Source organism: Erythrobacter sp. JB2-19, assembly GCF_057365005.1.
Genome location: NZ_CP200290.1, coordinates 1,028,643 through 1,046,028 on the forward strand (window position 1 = coordinate 1,028,643; position 17,386 = coordinate 1,046,028).

11 protein-coding genes and 1 pseudogene are annotated in these 17,386 nt (G+C 54.2%); 5 read left to right on the forward strand and 7 right to left on the reverse strand.

Annotation, left to right across the window (positions count from 1 at the left end):
• Positions 1 to 88: 88 nt before the first annotated feature.
• From AC0V6O_RS04995 to AC0V6O_RS05015, 5 genes and pseudogenes are all read left to right on the forward strand, one after another.
• On the forward strand, positions 89 to 2,317 hold the full coding sequence (locus tag AC0V6O_RS04995; RefSeq protein ID WP_486142066.1) for a COG1361 family protein: 2,229 nt from the start codon (positions 89 to 91) through the stop codon (positions 2,315 to 2,317).
• A gap of 89 nt (positions 2,318 to 2,406) precedes the next feature.
• Positions 2,407 to 5,589, forward strand: a complete 3,183-nt coding sequence (locus tag AC0V6O_RS05000; protein WP_486142068.1) for an SdrD B-like domain-containing protein — start codon at positions 2,407 to 2,409, stop codon at positions 5,587 to 5,589.
• On the forward strand, positions 5,564 to 9,061 hold the full coding sequence (locus tag AC0V6O_RS05005; protein ID WP_486142070.1) for a hypothetical protein: 3,498 nt from the start codon (positions 5,564 to 5,566) through the stop codon (positions 9,059 to 9,061). Before AC0V6O_RS05000 ends, AC0V6O_RS05005 begins: the two co-directional genes overlap by 26 nt.
• 107 nt (positions 9,062 to 9,168) lie before the next feature.
• On the forward strand, positions 9,169 to 10,596 hold the full coding sequence (locus tag AC0V6O_RS05010; RefSeq protein ID WP_486142072.1) for an H-type lectin domain-containing protein: 1,428 nt from the start codon (positions 9,169 to 9,171) through the stop codon (positions 10,594 to 10,596).
• Positions 10,597 to 10,660: 64 nt separating this feature from the next.
• A pseudogene (locus AC0V6O_RS05015) lies at positions 10,661 to 11,376 on the forward strand (IS6 family transposase).
• 285 nt (positions 11,377 to 11,661) lie between these two features.
• Here AC0V6O_RS05015 and AC0V6O_RS05020 read toward each other — a convergent pair.
• The 7 genes from AC0V6O_RS05020 to AC0V6O_RS05050 form a co-directional block, all read right to left on the reverse strand.
• Positions 11,662 to 12,087: a hypothetical protein gene (locus tag AC0V6O_RS05020; protein ID WP_486142074.1), complete on the reverse strand. Its 426-nt coding sequence runs from the start codon at positions 12,085 to 12,087 to the stop codon at positions 11,662 to 11,664.
• A 53-nt stretch (positions 12,088 to 12,140) separates the two neighbouring features.
• Complete coding sequence (locus AC0V6O_RS05025; protein ID WP_486142076.1) at positions 12,141 to 12,413, reverse strand: hypothetical protein; 273 nt, start codon at positions 12,411 to 12,413, stop codon at positions 12,141 to 12,143.
• 7 nt (positions 12,414 to 12,420) lie between these two features.
• Positions 12,421 to 13,110, reverse strand: a complete 690-nt coding sequence (locus AC0V6O_RS05030; protein ID WP_486142078.1) for a hypothetical protein — start codon at positions 13,108 to 13,110, stop codon at positions 12,421 to 12,423.
• Positions 13,111 to 13,258: 148 nt separating this feature from the next.
• Positions 13,259 to 14,122, reverse strand: coding sequence for a hypothetical protein (locus AC0V6O_RS05035; RefSeq protein WP_486142080.1), 864 nt, complete (start codon positions 14,120 to 14,122; stop codon positions 13,259 to 13,261).
• Between the two features lie 100 nt (positions 14,123 to 14,222).
• On the reverse strand, positions 14,223 to 14,462 hold the full coding sequence (locus tag AC0V6O_RS05040; RefSeq protein ID WP_486142082.1) for a hypothetical protein: 240 nt from the start codon (positions 14,460 to 14,462) through the stop codon (positions 14,223 to 14,225).
• 210 nt (positions 14,463 to 14,672) lie between these two features.
• Positions 14,673 to 15,206, reverse strand: a complete 534-nt coding sequence (locus AC0V6O_RS05045) for a hypothetical protein (protein ID WP_486142084.1) — start codon at positions 15,204 to 15,206, stop codon at positions 14,673 to 14,675.
• The gene (locus tag AC0V6O_RS05050; RefSeq protein ID WP_486142086.1) at positions 15,203 to 17,326 is read right to left on the reverse strand and encodes a protein kinase domain-containing protein; all 2,124 of its coding nucleotides are present in this window, start codon (positions 17,324 to 17,326) and stop codon (positions 15,203 to 15,205) included. Before AC0V6O_RS05050 ends, AC0V6O_RS05045 begins: the two co-directional genes overlap by 4 nt.
• Positions 17,327 to 17,386 lie beyond the last annotated feature (60 nt).

Below are 17,386 nucleotides of genomic sequence, written 5' to 3' on the forward strand. Positions count from 1 at the left end.
AAACAATAATATCAAAGCCGCGCGTCGCTTACCCGAGTTCGCGAAAACGTTTACGAGTGCACTACCGTTTTTTGCATTGACCGCTGCAATGCCAGCTTATGCTCAATCGGCAAGCAACAGTGCCTCTGTGGCAGTTCCATCCGGGGCGCTAGACCCTGATATGGCGAATAATATCGCCACCGACACAGATACAATTCTTGCTGATTTGGTTGCTGCGAACGACACGGCGACGGGCATTGATGGCCTCACCGGTGCGAGCAATGTGCTCAACGTGCTCAACGATGATATGATCAATGGAGCAGCAGCGACCACCGCCAACGTTGCTATTAGTCTTGCGCCAAGTGAGACACTGCCTTCACAGCTCACATTTGACACATCAACTGGCCAAGTCGGCGTTGAGGCGGGCACGGCGGCCGGTACTTACTCATTTGATTATCAAATTTGCGAAGCGGCAAATCTGTCCAATTGCCGGATAGCAACAGCTTCAGTCACTGTTGTCCGGGATGACGCTGATTTGGTGACAGCCAAGACACTCGCCAGCAGCGACAGCACGCCAGACGAAGGCGATACAGTTTCCTTCCAGATCGTCGTGACCAACAATGGTCCGGCTGATGCCACGAATGTTACCCTTACTGACGCACTGCCTGCTGGACTCACCGCAACCACAGGCAATGGTGCAACCAGTGGCACAGGCGCATCAACAGGAGGCACTTACACTCCTGGCACGGGAGTCTGGAATGTTGGTGATCTTGCGAATGGTGAAACGGCCACTCTCACTCTGACTGGCACAGTCAACGCTGGTGAAGGCGGCGAAACTGTTCGCAACGTAACAACTGCAGCGACTGGCGATCAAACTGATCCAGTTACGTCAACGGATGATCTTGAAGAAGAAGTCACCGTCAACGACGGCACAAATTTGATCACCGTTAAGACTTTGGCCTCTGGCGACAATACCCCGTCAATTGGTGATACGGTTTCATTCCAAATCGTCGTCACAAACGCTGGGCCAGCGCGCGCGACAAATGTGACCTTGACCGATCGGTTGCCCGATGGCCTGACGGCAGCAGCGGGGAACGGTGCAACCAACGGTACTGGAACCTCAACCGGCGGAGATTACACTCCAGCGACGGGCGTTTGGGATATCAGAACGCTGGAAAATGGAGAGACCGCAACACTGACACTGACAGGCACCGTTGATGCCGATAGTTCAGGAGAAACGATAACAAACATCACAACAGCAGCCACAGCTGATGAACCGGATACAGATGCCACGGGCAATGACCTGACTGAGTCAGTTGATGTTCGCGAAGTAGCCAATTTGGTGACGCTTAAAACGTTGTCTTCCAGCGATAGCGAGCCGGCTGTGGACGACACAGTTACTTTCCAAATTGCGGTACGCAATGATGGCCCGGATGCGGCTACCAATGTGACGCTGACCGACACATTGCCAGATGGTCTTACAGCGACCGGCAATAATGGCGATGTGACACCGGGAACGACCTATGTTGTGAGCACCGGGCTCTGGACTATTCCGACGCTAGCATCGGGTAGTACGGCAACGCTGACCCTTGAAGGCACGGTAGACGCGGATCAAGCGGGATTGGTCATTAGCAACGTAACCACGCGCGCGGTTACGCCCGACCAGGATGACCCAAATACGGACGGTGATGATCTTACTGAAAGTGTCTCAGTTGATAACGCAATCAACGCACGAGATGACAGTGTAAGCGGCATTAACGGGTTAGCTGGCGCACTTGGCGTCTTGAATGTCTATGACAGAGATACCCTTGCCGGAGGCGCTGCCGGGACCGGCAATGCTACTGTAACGGCTAACACAGCCGTGCCGTCTGAGCTGACGTTCGACACCAGCACAGGTGCCGTGAACGTGAACGCCAACACCCCTGCTGGCACATATTCGTTCGACTATGAGATCTGCGAGATCGGCAACACATCAAACTGTGACATTGCGACAGCAACAGTCATCGTTGCACCATCGACTGATCTTGTTCTCACGAAGACCAACACTCCGGGTGCTGGTGCTAACGATCAAACTGATGACACAGTCACATCCGACACCACCACGACCTATACTCTAGTGGTTACCAATAACGGTCCCGATAGTGCCGCCGGTTCTATCGTGCGTGATGCTCCTGCCACAGGGCTAACGTGCCCTGCGAGCAATCCAATCAGCTTTAGCGGCAATGGCATACCAACGGGCACTTTCACCATCAGTGACCTGACCGGACCCGGCATCACGCTGGGCACGCTGGCCAACGGTGAAAATATCACCATCACATATAGCTGCGAGGTCAATTGATCGTGCTCAATTCAGTACAAAACACTCCGTACGGTTGCGGCAAAGCAGCCGGAATGCTTACCAGCGCCTTGCCCTTTGCGGCGATGGTCATGGCAGCGCCAGGCTACGCACAGGACGCTCGCAATTCGGCATCCGTTTCTGTCGCCTCCGGTTCATTTGAGCCGGAGCCTTCAAACAATACTGCGTTCGACAGCGATACCATTCTGGCTGCCCTTGGTGCGGTCAATGATGATGTCAGAGGGGTGATCGGATCGATCGGCTTAGACGACGCAATCAATGTGCTTGCTAATGATAGTGTAAACGGATCGACTGCCACGATAGCCAATGCAGATATTCGTGTCACAGTACCGGCCTCTCCGAATAACCCCGGAGATTTAGTCCCTGTATTGGACCCGGCAACAGGCCTCGTTGATGTGCCAGCCGGAACGCCGGCGGGCATTTACACGATCACATACGAGCTGTGTGAAGAAGGCAACTCTACCAATTGCGAACCAGCGATTGTCACGGTCGAAGTTCTAGCGGCACCAATTACAGCTAGCCCAGACAATCCGCCACCAACTAACGGCGCGACCGGCGGCGATGATGTTATAAACGCTTTCGACAACGACACCTTGAATGGCAATCCAGTCGCTGCGGACGAGATCAATGCAGTAATTACGACGCCAGCGATGCCGAACAATCCAGGCGATCTGGTTCCAGTCATGGATCCATTGACAGGTTTGGTAGATATTCCAGCAGGCACGCCGGCCGGTGACTACACAATCTCTTACGAGATTTGCGAAAAACTGAATCCGGCAAACTGTGCCGACAGCATAGTCACAATTACCGTTAATGCCGCGCCGATTGTGGCTGATCCCGACAGGGCAGCCGGGGTTAACGGCGCCACCGGCGCTACTGGCGTGGTGGACGTATTGGATGGCGATACGCTCAATGACGAGCCAGCGACGATCGACACGGTTGCAATAACCGTCACGACGCCAGCGACCCCCATCAATGCGGGCGATCCAATACCTGTACTCAATACGGAAACGGGTCTCGTAGATGTCCCGGCCGGCACGCCAGCGGATACCTACACAATCATTTATGAAATTTGTGAAAAGCTGAACCCTGGTAATTGTGCGACCAACACAGCCACAATTGAGGTGCGGCCGCCAGAAATTACTGCCGGAGAAGATACACCTTCACCGGTAAACGGCGCCGATGGTGCCGAAAATATCATCAATGCGTTCGACAACGACACGCTGAACGGCGCGCCGGTTGATCCTGATGAAATTACCGCGACTGTAACGGCACCAGCTACGCCACTCACATCGGGTGCTCCAGTGCCTGTTCTTGATCCAGAGACAGGTCTCGTTGATGTACCCCCGGGAACGCCTGCTGGCACATACACAATCGAGTATGAGATCTGCGAAGAGCTCAATCCGGCCAATTGCGCAGAAGCGACGGTCACAATTGAAGTTGAGCCTCCGGAAATTGTCGCAAGCACCGATGCCCCTGAGCCTGTGCGCAGCGGTATTGGTAACCCCAATGCAATAAATATTCTTGCGAACGACACGCTCAATGGCGAGCCGATCAATCCAGACGATGTAACGGTATCGGTCATTTCTGGACCAAGTGATCCAGGCATCATTCTCGATCTTGCAACTGGCAATGTTTCAGTTGGGCCTGACGTTCCCCCAGGAACCTACACGATTGAATATGAGGTTTGTGAAATCCTCAACCCGACCAACTGCGCCGTGAGCACAGTGAACATCGTAGTCGATCCGGCAATCAGCGCAGTCGAAGGCACTGTTTACCTCGACGCTGATGGCGATGGTCAGCTAACCGATAGTGATGAGCCACGCGGCGGCTGGATTGTCGAAATCCTGCGTGGTGACGAAGTCATAGCGACCACACGCACCGATGCTGATGGCAACTACCTCTTTGAGGATTTGTTGAGCGGGCCGGACTACTCGATCCAGTTCCGCAATCCAGAAAACAACGTTGTTTACGGTCGAATCGACGACCTCGAACTGGCATCCAATACCGTTGTGATCGACCAGAACCTGCCCATCGATCCATCAGGCGTCATCTACAACAGTGTGACGCGCGATCCGGTCGATGGCGCTGTTGTCAGCCTGCTTGGCCCGAACGGGCTTGAATTGCCTAGTGTTTGCTTCCTTGATCCGAGCCAACGGACACAGACGACTGGGGTAAGCGGAGAATATCGCTTCGATATTATCCCAGGTGCTGCACCGCAGTGTCCGACCGCAGAGACCGTCTATACGATCTCGGTCGCATCGCCCGCTGATTTCAGCTTTATATCAACTGTTCTGCCACCTGAAGCAGGGGCTCTCGATCCAACCGGACGGCCAGCACCTGTGCGTGTTTCAGACTCTCCCACGGCACCGACTGAAGCGGATCCGAGCTATTTCCTTACGTTTGAACTGGAGACCGGCGATCCGGATGTAATCTACAATCACATCCCGCTTGATCCATTCCTCTCACGCGACCCATTGGTCGTTACCAAGACGAGCACAAAGCGTGATGTTAGCACGGGCGAATTGGTTCCCTACACGATCGTGGTTCGTAATGTTGAGGGCGTCCAACGTGCGGGAGTAAACGTTATCGACGTTGTGCCCGCCGGGTTCAAATATGTCGCTGGTTCGGGCAGCGTGAATAGCGTTGCGCAAGAGCCGATTGCGACCAATTCGAACCGCCAGCTTGAATGGCGTGACCAGATTATCCCAGCCAATGGCTCGGTCAGCTACAATCTGATCCTGACTGTTGGTGCAGGTGTTACGACCGGGACGAGGACGAACACAGGTTTCGCTCTTGACGGTCCAAGTGGCGCACCGATCTCAAATCGCGGCACGGCCACTGTGCGGATCGTTCCAAGCGCGGTGTTTGATTGCTCTGAACTGCTTGGCAAGGTCTTCGAAGACCGCAATCGCAACGGCTACCAAGACCAAGGTGAGCCGGGTGTTCCGGGGGTTCGTCTGGCAACCGTCAACGGCTTGCTCATCACCACTGATGAATTCGGTCGTTACCATATCGCCTGTGCTGCCGTGCCAGACTCGCGCATTGGCTCCAATTTTATCCTGAAGGTCGATCCACGAACGCTTCCGCTCGGCTGGACCACCACTACCGACAACCCACGTTCTATCCGCCTGACACGCGGTAAATTCGGGGAACTCAACTTTGGCGTTGCTCCTAAAATCAACAAGGACACCGCTTCACGAGATGTCGATCAGGGGGAGAAAAATAATGAAACAGTCCCTCACATCATATAACCGAGGTCTATTCAACGGGGCAGCCGTGATCGCATTGGCGCTTGCCGCTATGCCAGCCACTGTATCTGCCCAGGTGGCAGGTACAGCTCAGGATACCTCTGAGAAAAGCGAAGCAGCGGTTAATGCCGTTGGCGAAGATCGGCACCAAGTTCGTTTCCGCGCTGACACGCTGATCCTCACTCCAGTCCTCAGCGTTGGCATGGTCGAATCCGTTCGCACCACTGTACGCGGGGAACAGGCCAAGTTTAAGACCTACAACAACTATCCTGCCTTTGTGGAGCGCGGCGAAGTCCGCATCTTTGCAGCAGATGTATCGCCGGATGGAGAACCGCTAGCGGTTCTTAATATCGACGAAAACGGTCATGCTCAGTGGACCGCAGGAGAGGCAGAGCCTGACGCTCTCTACTATGTCTACCGTGTCTACAGCGCGGATGGTAAATTCGATGAAACTAGGGCTCACGAACTCACTTTGCTCAAGGAAGAAATCGCTGAGCGAGTGGGCGAGGAGACGGCGACCAAACAACCAGAGTTTGGTCTCTATGACGAAGCGGCACGGCGCACGATCGATCTGGAAGGATTGATGGTCACCGTAATTGGCAAAGCCGACCCGAAGGCAGAGCAGGTGCTCGTTTCTGGCAAGTCAGTACCCGTTGGCGACAATGGAACTTTTGTCGCTCAACAAATTGTCTCACGCAATGGCGGCGAACTGGTCGTATCGATTATGCGCGGTGATGAAGAGATCAAACGCGTTGCGCAGAGCTTTGCCATCGAAAAGGATGACTGGTTCGTTGTGGGCCAAGGCGATTTGACGCTTGGTCAAAGCTTCGGCAGCGGCCCTTCACGGGCGGTTTCAGGCGATAGCTTGGCGGATGGAAGCTATGCGATTGGCCGGGGTGCGTTCTACGCAAAGGGTATTGTTGGCGATGATTGGCGCATCACCTCGTCGCTTGATACTGGCGAAGAACGGCTCGAAGATTTGTTCAGCAATCTGGATCGTAAAGATCCGCGTCAGCTTTTGCGGCGCCTGAACAGCGAACAGTTCTATCCCACCTATGGCGATGATTCCACGCTGATTGAGGATGCTCCGACCCAAGGCAGTTTCTATCTGCGAGTGCAGAAGGACCAAAGCCAATTGGTTCTAGGTAATTTCACGACCAACATCAACGGCGCAGAGCTGGCTCAGCTTGATCGCGGCTTGTTCGGAGCGCTGATTGATCTGAACAGCAAGGAGACCACTGAATTTGGTGAGCGGCAGCTTCAGATCACTGGTTTCGCCTCTGATCCAGGCACTGTACCAGCGCGTGAAGAGTTTCGCGGCACTGGCGGTTCGCTCTACTTCTTAAACCGTCAAGATGTGTCGGTAGGCTCAGAGCGCGTACGCATCGAAATTCGCGATCGCGAGACGGGTATCGTGCTGGAAACACGTGACCTTTTTGCTCAGCAAGACTATGATTTCGATCCATTCCAGGGCCGGATTACCTTGCTCAAACCTCTCGCTTCGACAGCGGCGAGCACGGGCGTAGTGCGAGAGGGCACTTCGACTGGCAATGTGCCTGTTCTGGTAGTCCGCTATGAATTTACGCCGCCTGTTGGCACACTAGAGGGATACACCTTTGGTGGACGGGCATCGGGCTGGCTGGGTGAGCATGTCCGCTTCGGCCTGACAGCGCAGCGTGATACGGTTGAAGAGGCTTCACAAACCATCTTTGGAGCAGATGTCTTGGTCCGTGCGAGCGCCGGTACCTATCTAAAGGCTGAAATTGCGCAGAGCGATGGTCCAGGCTTTGGCCAGTCAAACTCTGTCGATGGCGGTCTATCCTTTACCGATATAGCCACGCCCGGTTTGGCAGGTGTCGAAGCGAAGGCTTACCGCGCAGAGGCCGCTCTATCGGTCAATGAATTGATGGGCAAATCGGGTAAAGGCGCTGTGCTTGGTGGTTATTTCGAACATCAAGACCAGGGTTTCTCATCTGCGGGGCGCCTCACCCCATCGGAGACTGAACGTTGGGGTGTGTCGGCTTCGGTGCCGTTCGCTACGGGCCAGATTTCCGCTGGATTTGAAACGCTAACCTCTGAGAATGCAGGGACTAGCGAGACAGGGACGCTTGATTTCCAGAACGCCTTCGCTCTTGGCACGGGCGCTTTGACCACAAAATTGGGGCTTCGCTATGAAGACCGTGTGCCTGGTCAATTGTTCAACAGCGTTCAAGATGGCAGCCGGACTGATCTTGCCGTACAAATGGATTATGCCCCAGGTTCCGACAATTGGACGGCCTATTCCTTTGGTCAGGTGACCCTTGACCGGGATGCCAATCGTACGCGCAACAACCGAGTTGGTCTCGGCCTCAACGCTGAGCTGACTAAGCGTCTATCGCTGACCGGAGAGCTATCCGGCGGTGATGGCGGCCTTGGCGGCGATGTAAAACTCAACCGGCGCCTAAGTGAAGGCTCTGAGGCCTATGTTGGCTACAGCCTGTTTGCAGATCGCACCGACACCGGATTTGATAGCCAGAACATCTTCACCCGCTCCAATCGCGGAGCATTGGTTGTTGGCGCACGTCAGCGTTTCTCGGATTCGCTGTCGGTCTATGGCGAAAATCGCATCGGCGTGGGCGGTCCAGCACCGTCAATTGCACGGAATTTCGGTGTGACCTTCGAGCCGATCGAGCACTTCAGCCTGACGGGTAGCTTTGAAACGGGTCAGATCGATGATGCGGCCACAGGGCTGTTTCGCCGGACCGCTGCGTCATTTGGCGTCGGCTATACCGAGGAAGATGTACGGTTCGGCAGCTCGCTCGAACTGCGCCGCGAAACCAGCCCGCTTGGACTGGATCAAACGGTATGGCTGCTGCGCAATGATGTAAGCTATGCGGTCAATCCCGATTGGCGCTTTGTTGGCCGGTTTAACCTGGCGGATGCGGATAATTCCAACGGATCGATTTCAGCAGCTGAGTTTACCGAAGTGCTGGCTGGCTTTGCCTATCGCCCTGTCGACAATGAGCGTTTGAACGCGCTGGTTCGCTTCACCTATTTTGAAGATCTTGGTCCCGTTGGCCAAGTCACCGGATCGGGGCAAACACAAAGCCCGAAACAGATCAGCCACATCGGCGTTGTCGATATGAACTATGATGTCTCTCGCAAGCTGACGCTAGGTGGCAAATATGGCTATCGCACAGGGCGCGTATCGCTTGGCCGTGATAGCGATGACTTTGTTAGCTCAACCGCGCACCTGGCCGTGATGCGCGCTGACTACAACCTGGTGCGTGAATGGGATGTCCTGCTCGAAGGTCGTGCGTTGTGGGTGACCGCTGCGGATGATTTGAGGCTTGGCGCGCTGGGTGCGGTCTATCGCCACATCAATGACAATGTGAAGATCGGCGTTGGCTATTCGTTGTCGGATTTCTCAGATGATCTGACCGATCAGAGCTTTTCGAGCCACGGTCCCTTCATCAACTTGCTGGGCAAGTTCTAATGAGTTTGTGTCAGGCTCTTATCTTTCGGTGCTATGGACTGGGTTCGATATTGTTGGGAAAGCTCTTCGGAAAACTCGGAGAAGCAAATTTCTCGCCTTCACTTTGTATGACTGGCGCGGTGTTCCTTCCAGTTTTGCTAACGCTTTCCTGGCCTGCGCAAGCAGCACGGATAGAGGCTGGGACATTCACCGCGCATGACACACTGGGAACCAATCGCACTCCCGATCGCGTTACCTTCCAACAGCCTTTCGATACGCCGCCTATCGTGATCGGTATCCCATCGCAGACTGGTGACAATTCAGCGTCCATCCGGATCACCAATGTTGATACGACCGGCTTTGACGAATTGATCCTGGAGCCAGACAATTGGGATGGCCGCCATTTGGCGATGGTCATTCACTACGTCGCAATAGAGCCAGGCCGCCATGTTTTGCCGGATGGCACAGTCATTGAGGCGGGGTTCACTGACCTTACCAACGTTCAATTTGGCAGCGGCTTTACAGGAGGCAGCGCAAGTTGGCGAAATGTCTCGTTTTCAGCGCCGCTTTTCGGCACCCCGCTTGTCCTGCATCAGCTACAAACCGCGAACAGCGAAACCCGCAATGTCGCCGATGAGAGCTCGCGCCCGCATATCACCTCCATCGCTCGTAGCCCGAGCACTTTGGGTTTTGATCTGGCGATCGAGCGCAGCCAAGCAAACAGCGGTCCGTTCCCATCGTCAGAACGCATCGGATGGATCGCGTTTCCGACCGGGACGGCCGGCAGCTTTCCCGACACCGGCGGCTCCACCATAACGTGGAACACCACAACAACTGGCGCGACGATCCGAGGCTGGGATGATGGCTGCTTCAACAACGCCCACGGCCTGAGTGGGGGCAGTCCAATCGTGATCGCCAAAAAGATCAGCCGAAACAACAATGATGGTGGGTGGCTGCGCTATTGCACAATCAATGGCACATCAATTTCACTACGCGTGGACGAAGACAGAGACCAAGACACCGAACGTGCCATTGCCGCAGGAGACGCAGAGCAGGCGGCGATCATCGCCTTTTCTCAGAGCTTCCACGCTCTGCTGGAGGCCGATTTGGATATCACAAAGACGCGGATCTCGATCAATGACGGTCTAAGCGGCGACTTCGCGATCCCCGGCGCAGTGGTCGACTATCTGATCACCGTATCGAACACTGGCAATTCACCGCCCAACCAGAACAGCGTGGCCGTGACAGAGGTCATTCCTGATGAGTTAAATCTGGTGGTCAGCGATTATGGTGGCGCGGGAAGCGGTCCAGTTATGTTTGAGCAAGGCGCCCCAACGAGCACGCTAACCTGCGCGTTCATTTCCTTCGCTAGCACCAGCGATTGCTACCAATTCTCAGCCGATGGAACAGATTTCAACTACATCCCATCCGATAGCGGTGATGGCACAGACCCGGTCGTGCGCTTCATTCGAATTCGCCCGTCTGGCTTCATGGCTCCCGATGCCGGAAGCGGCACCCCCAGCTTCCGTCTGCGTTTGAGGACAGCGGTTAATTGAGAGGGGGAGTGTCAGACTAACTGTACCTGATTCAAGCTGAGGGTCGCGAGGGTAGGGCGGTTCGATGCCCAGACGCCGCAAACCAGCCAGCTCGTTTCTCCGTTTCAACTCTTCGTCTCAGGTCATTCGGTTGGTTGTGTTGATGTATGTGCGGTTTCCGTTTTCGCTTCGAAATGTGGAAGATCTGCTGGCTCCGCACGGGATCGATATCGCTCACTAAACGATGCGTTTCTGTTGGAACCGGTTTGGTCCACGGTTTGCAGCCGATATCAAGCGGCAGCGGATAAGCAGGATGAAGGGCCACGCCCCGTGGCGCTGGCATGTTGATGAGGTCTTTGTGACCCGAAGGGCCGCGTAGCGAACATCAACGGTGAGACACACTATTCGTGGCGTGCTGCCGATCACGAAGGTGAGATTCTGGAGAGCTATGTCACCAAGAAACGCGACAAATCCGCCGCTTTGCGCTTCTTCAAGAAGGCGCTGAAGAACCAAGGTGGCCGAGTCGAGATCGTGACTGACGCTCTACGCTCCTACCCGGCTGCTATGAAAGATCTGGGTATTGAAAGCCGCCGCGAAATGGGGAGGTGGCTCAACAATCGAACAGAAAACTCACACCTACCTCTACGCAAGAAGGAGCGAGTCATGCTTCGTTTCCGACAGATGAAAAGCTTGCAGAAGTTCGCGTCGATTCATGCGAATGTGTACAACCACTTCAACGCCCAACACCGCCTCATCGACAGAAAACCTTACAAGACCCGCTGCTCAGTCGCTTTAGTCTAACGGCACCTCTTGCTGAGTCATTCCAAGATTGAGAACACCGTGCGGTATCTAGGCATCGACATAGAAGACGCTCCTGCTCTCACCGAGAAAATCGAAATCTGACTTTTACCGGGCGCCAGCCACTTGGGGTGGCGTCCACCTATGGAGATCAAAGCAATTACTGTTCAATTTGAGCGGATGCTCATTTGTCCGCCTGCAGATCAATGGAGAATATTGGCAAATGATGCGGTCAGACGGCTGGCCACAGATTCAGAACTATCGACCAGCCGTCCAACGGTTGCATGATTAGTCGGTGCCCCCGCTGCAGCAATAGGCGAGCAGGAATGTATGTGCCTTTCCATCGCCGCTTCCAACGATCCGGCGAATTTCACCGTTCAGCTTGGCCATGGCTGCCGTAACGGGATCAGGTCCCGAAAAATTCGCGTTGTGAAAGTCGTGCACGTCAAGCTTCACCGTCTTGCCGCCAGCCGTCTTCGGTGAAAGCAGTCTTTTGTCGGCGGTGAGAAAGCGTTCATCTCGGCTAGCCACGGCGCCAATACGACCGTTGCAATAACCATGCGTGCCAGACATGATGTCGATTACATGATCGTCGCCGTTCAGGCCTTTTGCGATCCGATTGATAGCGCTCTTGATGTCGCTGGTCTTGCATGGGCCATGGAAACCCCAAACCGGGGCTGCTCCATCGGGACTGATCTTCACAAGTTGAGGCATTGTATTCTCCTTTTGTTATTCCAAACGCAGCATGCGCAGGGATCTGGTGGTGATTAAGAATAGGATTCAATGATTGCCGCGACGATCGAGGCACCTTGATTGATGCTTGAAAAAGTCACTGACTTTTCGGCAGAGCCGCCAGATTTCTTGGCGACCGATTGCCCAAATATTTGGGGGTCTTTGGCTTGATCCAACTGGGTCTGAACGGCTTCGCTGATCGTCGTTTTTGAGTTGAGTTTGAACGAGACTTTGTAAGCGACGAACATGGTCGATACTCTGCCGCGCAGCAGCCCATCGTCGCCGAAAAACACCTCTTGATCTGACAAGAAAGTTTTACCCAACTTGATCATTGCGGAATTGAACCAAGACCCAGTGCAGAATCGAAACCTGGCCCCAACAATCGGCGGAAATTGTGATGGATTCGAAATCCGAACCTGTCGGTGAAGTCATTGGCAAGAGCGCGCTACCGTTGGCTGAGGTCAAATAGGTGTCTCGTTCAGCCCTGCTGGTCAGATCGATCGTGAACGAGTTTGGATTGGAAATCTCGCCGGACTGAACCTTATTGAACCAATCGCTTGATGAAATGGACAGTTCCCAGACCGGGGCCCACCTGTAGACGCCGGAACGTTTCACCTTGCACCACCCGGCTGGCGGTGCTGTTCCGTCCGGTGACAAAGTCGGTTTGGCAACATTTTCTTTCGCGGTTTGCAACATTGACGACGAAGGAAACTTGTCGACCGGAATCATCTCCAGGAAAGTTTTGTAATTACTTGAAAAACTGTCGGAGGATGCGGCGTATTCCTGGCCGCCAGCTATCGACTTTGGAATTGTGTCAGCGAACTGAAATTGGGCGTATGGCGTCGAGTTCGCATTCGCATTCGGCCAATCCCACGACCGCGTCGGAAGGATTACCTGTGCATCGTTGGTGATCGGCAGCCCAGCAGCGGCACATACTGTATCGCCGGATGCGCTATCTGCACTATTTTGTACACCTTCAAGAAAGTTTGTGAGCATGAATGACATTGCGGGAAGCCTCTTGGTTCGCCAGGCACCGGAAGAACCGGTTGGATCGAGTGGGAGGGTGTGATGATCATGCCCAAGCTCAAAGGCTTGGGCATGATCACTATTTGCGCTTTGAATGCCCTCAGGTCAGGCTCAAAGCGCGTGGGGGTCAGGCCCCGCCGATGACATCATCGACGTCGTCGACCAGAACGCCCAGGACCGTTGGGTTGCCCTCTTTGCATTCTGAGGTGACGGTAAATGTGCCATCATCGTTGAAGGTCGTGTCGTGTTCCCAGCCGCCTTCGCCGCTGATGCTGAAGAACGGCCAGAACCCACCGCTGATGGCGGTCTTGAAGCTTTCCTGGCTGTCCTTGGCGACCGACGCTTTTGAGGTCATGGTGGACTTGATTCCATCAACAACGATCAGTGCGGTCGAAAGGCGTTTGAGGTTGCCGTTCGGACCAAAGGTCTGATCCCAGGTCGGGGCCGCATGTTTCCAGACCTTGTTGTTGTTGTTCGCCTGCGCGGTCTTCAGCGCCGCGGTGTTGAACCACGGGACACAATCGGCGAGGTCGGGATTGTTGGGTGCTTCTTTTGCGTAGGGACCACCGCTAACCTGCGCGACAGAGGCGTATTCAACCTTCATGTCGACGCCCTTGCTGTGAAGCTCTTCGGTGAATTTGTCCCAGCTTCCGCTGCCACCTGCGGAGAAGAAGTCGAACAGGCCTGACGCACTGACTTTAGCCCAAGAATGGGTGGTGTCGGTCGAGGTTGTTGCACTGTCGAGTGCAACAGATTTGGCCTGCCCCTGGTTCACCGCCTGCGTAAGAGAGGCCTGATTGGCGGTGTAGGCATAGACGCCATTTGCAGCCCGCCAGCTTGCGATCGCAACGGATATGACATCGAGTTGGTCGATCTGAGTGATGCCGTTGTTCATCGTCGCTGTATCGATCGCATTTAGCAAACACCATTGCTGAAACTGATCCTTCTGGGCCTGGACAAAATCCAGCCCGCCTGAAGCAGTCTTAGGCATCGGCTTCGGTAGATTGGCGGGATCGTTCGCAAATTTGGTCCAGCTCAAAAATTTGTTCTTGAGCAAGGTCTGCATCCCGGCCTCGCCCTGCGGGACGAGATTATTGATTACCGCGCCGTAGGTTGTGGAGAGGCTGTTGTGTTGAGCCGGGTTGAAGTAATTGTTCACTGATACAGGCGGGATCGAGATCAAGAATATTCCAGATTGCGTCGTCGGTGGTGCCAAGAGCGGTCGCACCTTGAGCGAGTTGGAAATGGGCCTGGTCGAGACCAAGACCTTGGGTCAGGGCGTTATACCATTGTTCGGTAAGCGCCTTCATTGCGTCGTTTGCAGCAGACATAACTATGTCCTCCATTCAGATGGTTCAGAGCAGCCAGGATGGCCGCACCGAAAGCTCTGCACGAAGGATGCCAAACTCTATTATATTTAACTTCAATGACTTGAGTAGTTCGTAGTTGGTGTCGGCCCGTGTCGGACACACTCAAAATGCGTGTCCGACACGTCCAATTGGCAAGCGCATACGCTTTGCTTGTCGCCGCGAGCGACCGGACTAACCGACGATGTCTCCGCCAGAGCCAGTTGTTCCCTCGGGATCAAAGAAGAACAGGCGCGTTTCCTTGACCATCTTGCCCTTTTTGTTACGCCGCTTGATTGTGACGGAAAGGTATCCTGAAATCTCCCACTGGCCGTTTGACTTTGCAATCTTGAGCGGGAACGCCGCACGGGTTGAGATCATGGTGAGATCTTTATCAGTTTGTTTGAACGGTCCCCATTTGTCGACAGAAACACAGGCGCGTTTTTTGTCAAAAGGTGACAGATGTTTGGCCGGGATCGGCGAGGTCGGAAGAGACGCGATTGTCAGGTTGTTGATCTTATAGCTAAAGTCCTCACTTACCCGTCCAATGCCAGTGACGGTGATTTCCAATATGCCTCCGTCGCCAAAATGGAAGCAGCCAGCGCACAAGCCGCTTTCCTGGAAAATGGAACCATTTTCGCCTGAGAACTTGTAGTTAAGCGCCTTGGTGACCTGGCTCACGTCGAACATAAGTTCAAGCGCAAAGTATTGTTTCTGTTTCTTCGTCATTCTGTTTCCCACTCCAATATAAGCATCTGATATTCAAGGCCTTGCCGCAGTAAAGCAAACTCCGGCTCATTCTCAATTTCGCTCTTCGGATAGCCAAGTGCGACGGCTTGTTGCAGCATCTCAAATGCCTCATCCTGGCGGCCCAAGATTTCCCAAGTCATTGCCACGCGATAGAGTTCAGCGGGTCGTCCATCCAGCTTTCCCAAGATGAGATCGAGATTGGACAGTGCCAGCTCCTCGTCTCCGGACTTGGCAGCATACAGCGCCAACCGACTATAGATCCGCAGAGATTCTTCTTGCCTGATGGTTTCTGACAATATGATCTGAATCGCCCTGCGATAGGCACGATTTGCGTCAGCTTGCTTGGATGGAACTTGGCGATAGGCATCAGCCAGATTAGCCCAGTAGAGGTAGCCGTGGCTGTTGCCCTCCAGTTCGAGTACGCGCTCGAACGCGCTCGCAGCCTCCTCATACCGTCCCTCGAAATAGAGGTAGGTGCCAAGGTTGTTGTACAGATTCTTATCTGCGCCGATCTCTAGGCCTTCCTGAACAACCTTGATCGCCGCATCCGTTCGCCCTAGCAAATGGAGCGCTTGGGCGGTGTTGACGTAGCCAAACGGGTTGTCTGGATCGAGAGAAATGGATCGTCTGAAGACTTGCTCCGCCTCAGAATAGGCCGCACGGCGGATCAAAACATCGCCAAGCTCGTTCAGCAAACTTGAACTGTCAGGGAAGGTCTCAAGCCCGAGTTCGAGTTCAGCTTGTGCCTTTTGAAACTGGCCCATTTTCTTGAGGCTTCTCGCTCTGCCTTCGACATAGAGGATATTGTCGCGACCGAGCGTTTCAGCGTTCGAATAGTGTTGCAAGGCGCCGCTAAGATCACCGTTGAATTCGGCCGCCCAACCTGCGGCAATGTGAGAAAGAGCCAAGTGCGGATCTTCCTCAATCGCTACATTTGCTAGAGACGTTGCTCTCCGCAAAGTCGCTGGGTCAGATTCCTGGCTTGTGTACTCCCTAATCAAACTTATCGCCAAGCCCGCAGTGGCTCCGGCATGCTTCGGATTCTCGCTTAGAATGGAACTGTAAATTGTCTTCGCTTGGTCAATTGAACCAGCTTCGGTGAAATTGAGAATATGCGCAAACGCAGCATCCATTCGTTCGCTGATTGAAAACGGCGGCGATGCGGCGCGCTCGGTATCGCTCAGGACAATCCCGGTTACTCCTACTGCCAGCAGAGCTGGGGCCAGATAACGCCAGTTCGAGAAGATACGGCTTGATAGGCTCTGCTTACGTAGAGGCCCGGATACAATCGGCAGCCCACCTTCCTTTGTCGCGTTACTTGCGAATACTTCTAACACGTCGTCCATCGTGCCGATGCGCCGCTCTGGCCGTTTCTCAAGCATGTCCAAGACCAGATTGGTGAACCAATCTGGAGCGTTGCGGCGCACATCTCTTGGAATCTTTGGCTGTGAATTCAGAATAGCATTGAGCGTCGCGGCACCGGTCGATGCAGAAAATGCACGTCTGCCGGTCAAGGCCTCGAAGAGTGTGCAGCCCAATGCGAATATGTCGGATCGTGCATCATATGCCGCACCCATCACTACTTCTGGAGCGGAATAGGCAAGTGTGCCTTCAAGCGGTTCTGTCCCGTCAGAGTTCGGTGCGATTGTCGATGCGGGATCAATATGGCCGCGGAGCTTTGAAAGTCCAAAATCAACGAGTTTGACCCCAATATCTCGAGCAAGAATAATGTTCGCCGGTTTCAGATCTCCGTGGAGCACGCCATGCTTGTGCGAATATGCCAGTGCGGTGCTCAGCTCGGCAGTCATTCCGATTAGTTTTGAGACTTCCAGCGCCCCGTCATTCAACAATTCGGACAGGCACGGTCCATCTGCATACTCAAGTATCAGATAGGAAACTCCGTCGAATTCCAAAAATTCATAGATAGAAACGATGTGGGGGTGAGACAGTCTTGCAAGACTTCTCGCTTCCTTCTCGACCCGATTGTGATCTACACTTGCTACCTTAAGCCTCTTTATTGCGACGGCGCGTTCAAGTTTTGCGTCATAGGCCTTTGAGACGCTTCCATGCGCACCATCGCCCAGTTCGGACAAAATCAAATATCTTCCTAGATATTGAGTCACCCCAACTGGCCGCTCTGGATTGCAGTCTTCCGGCAC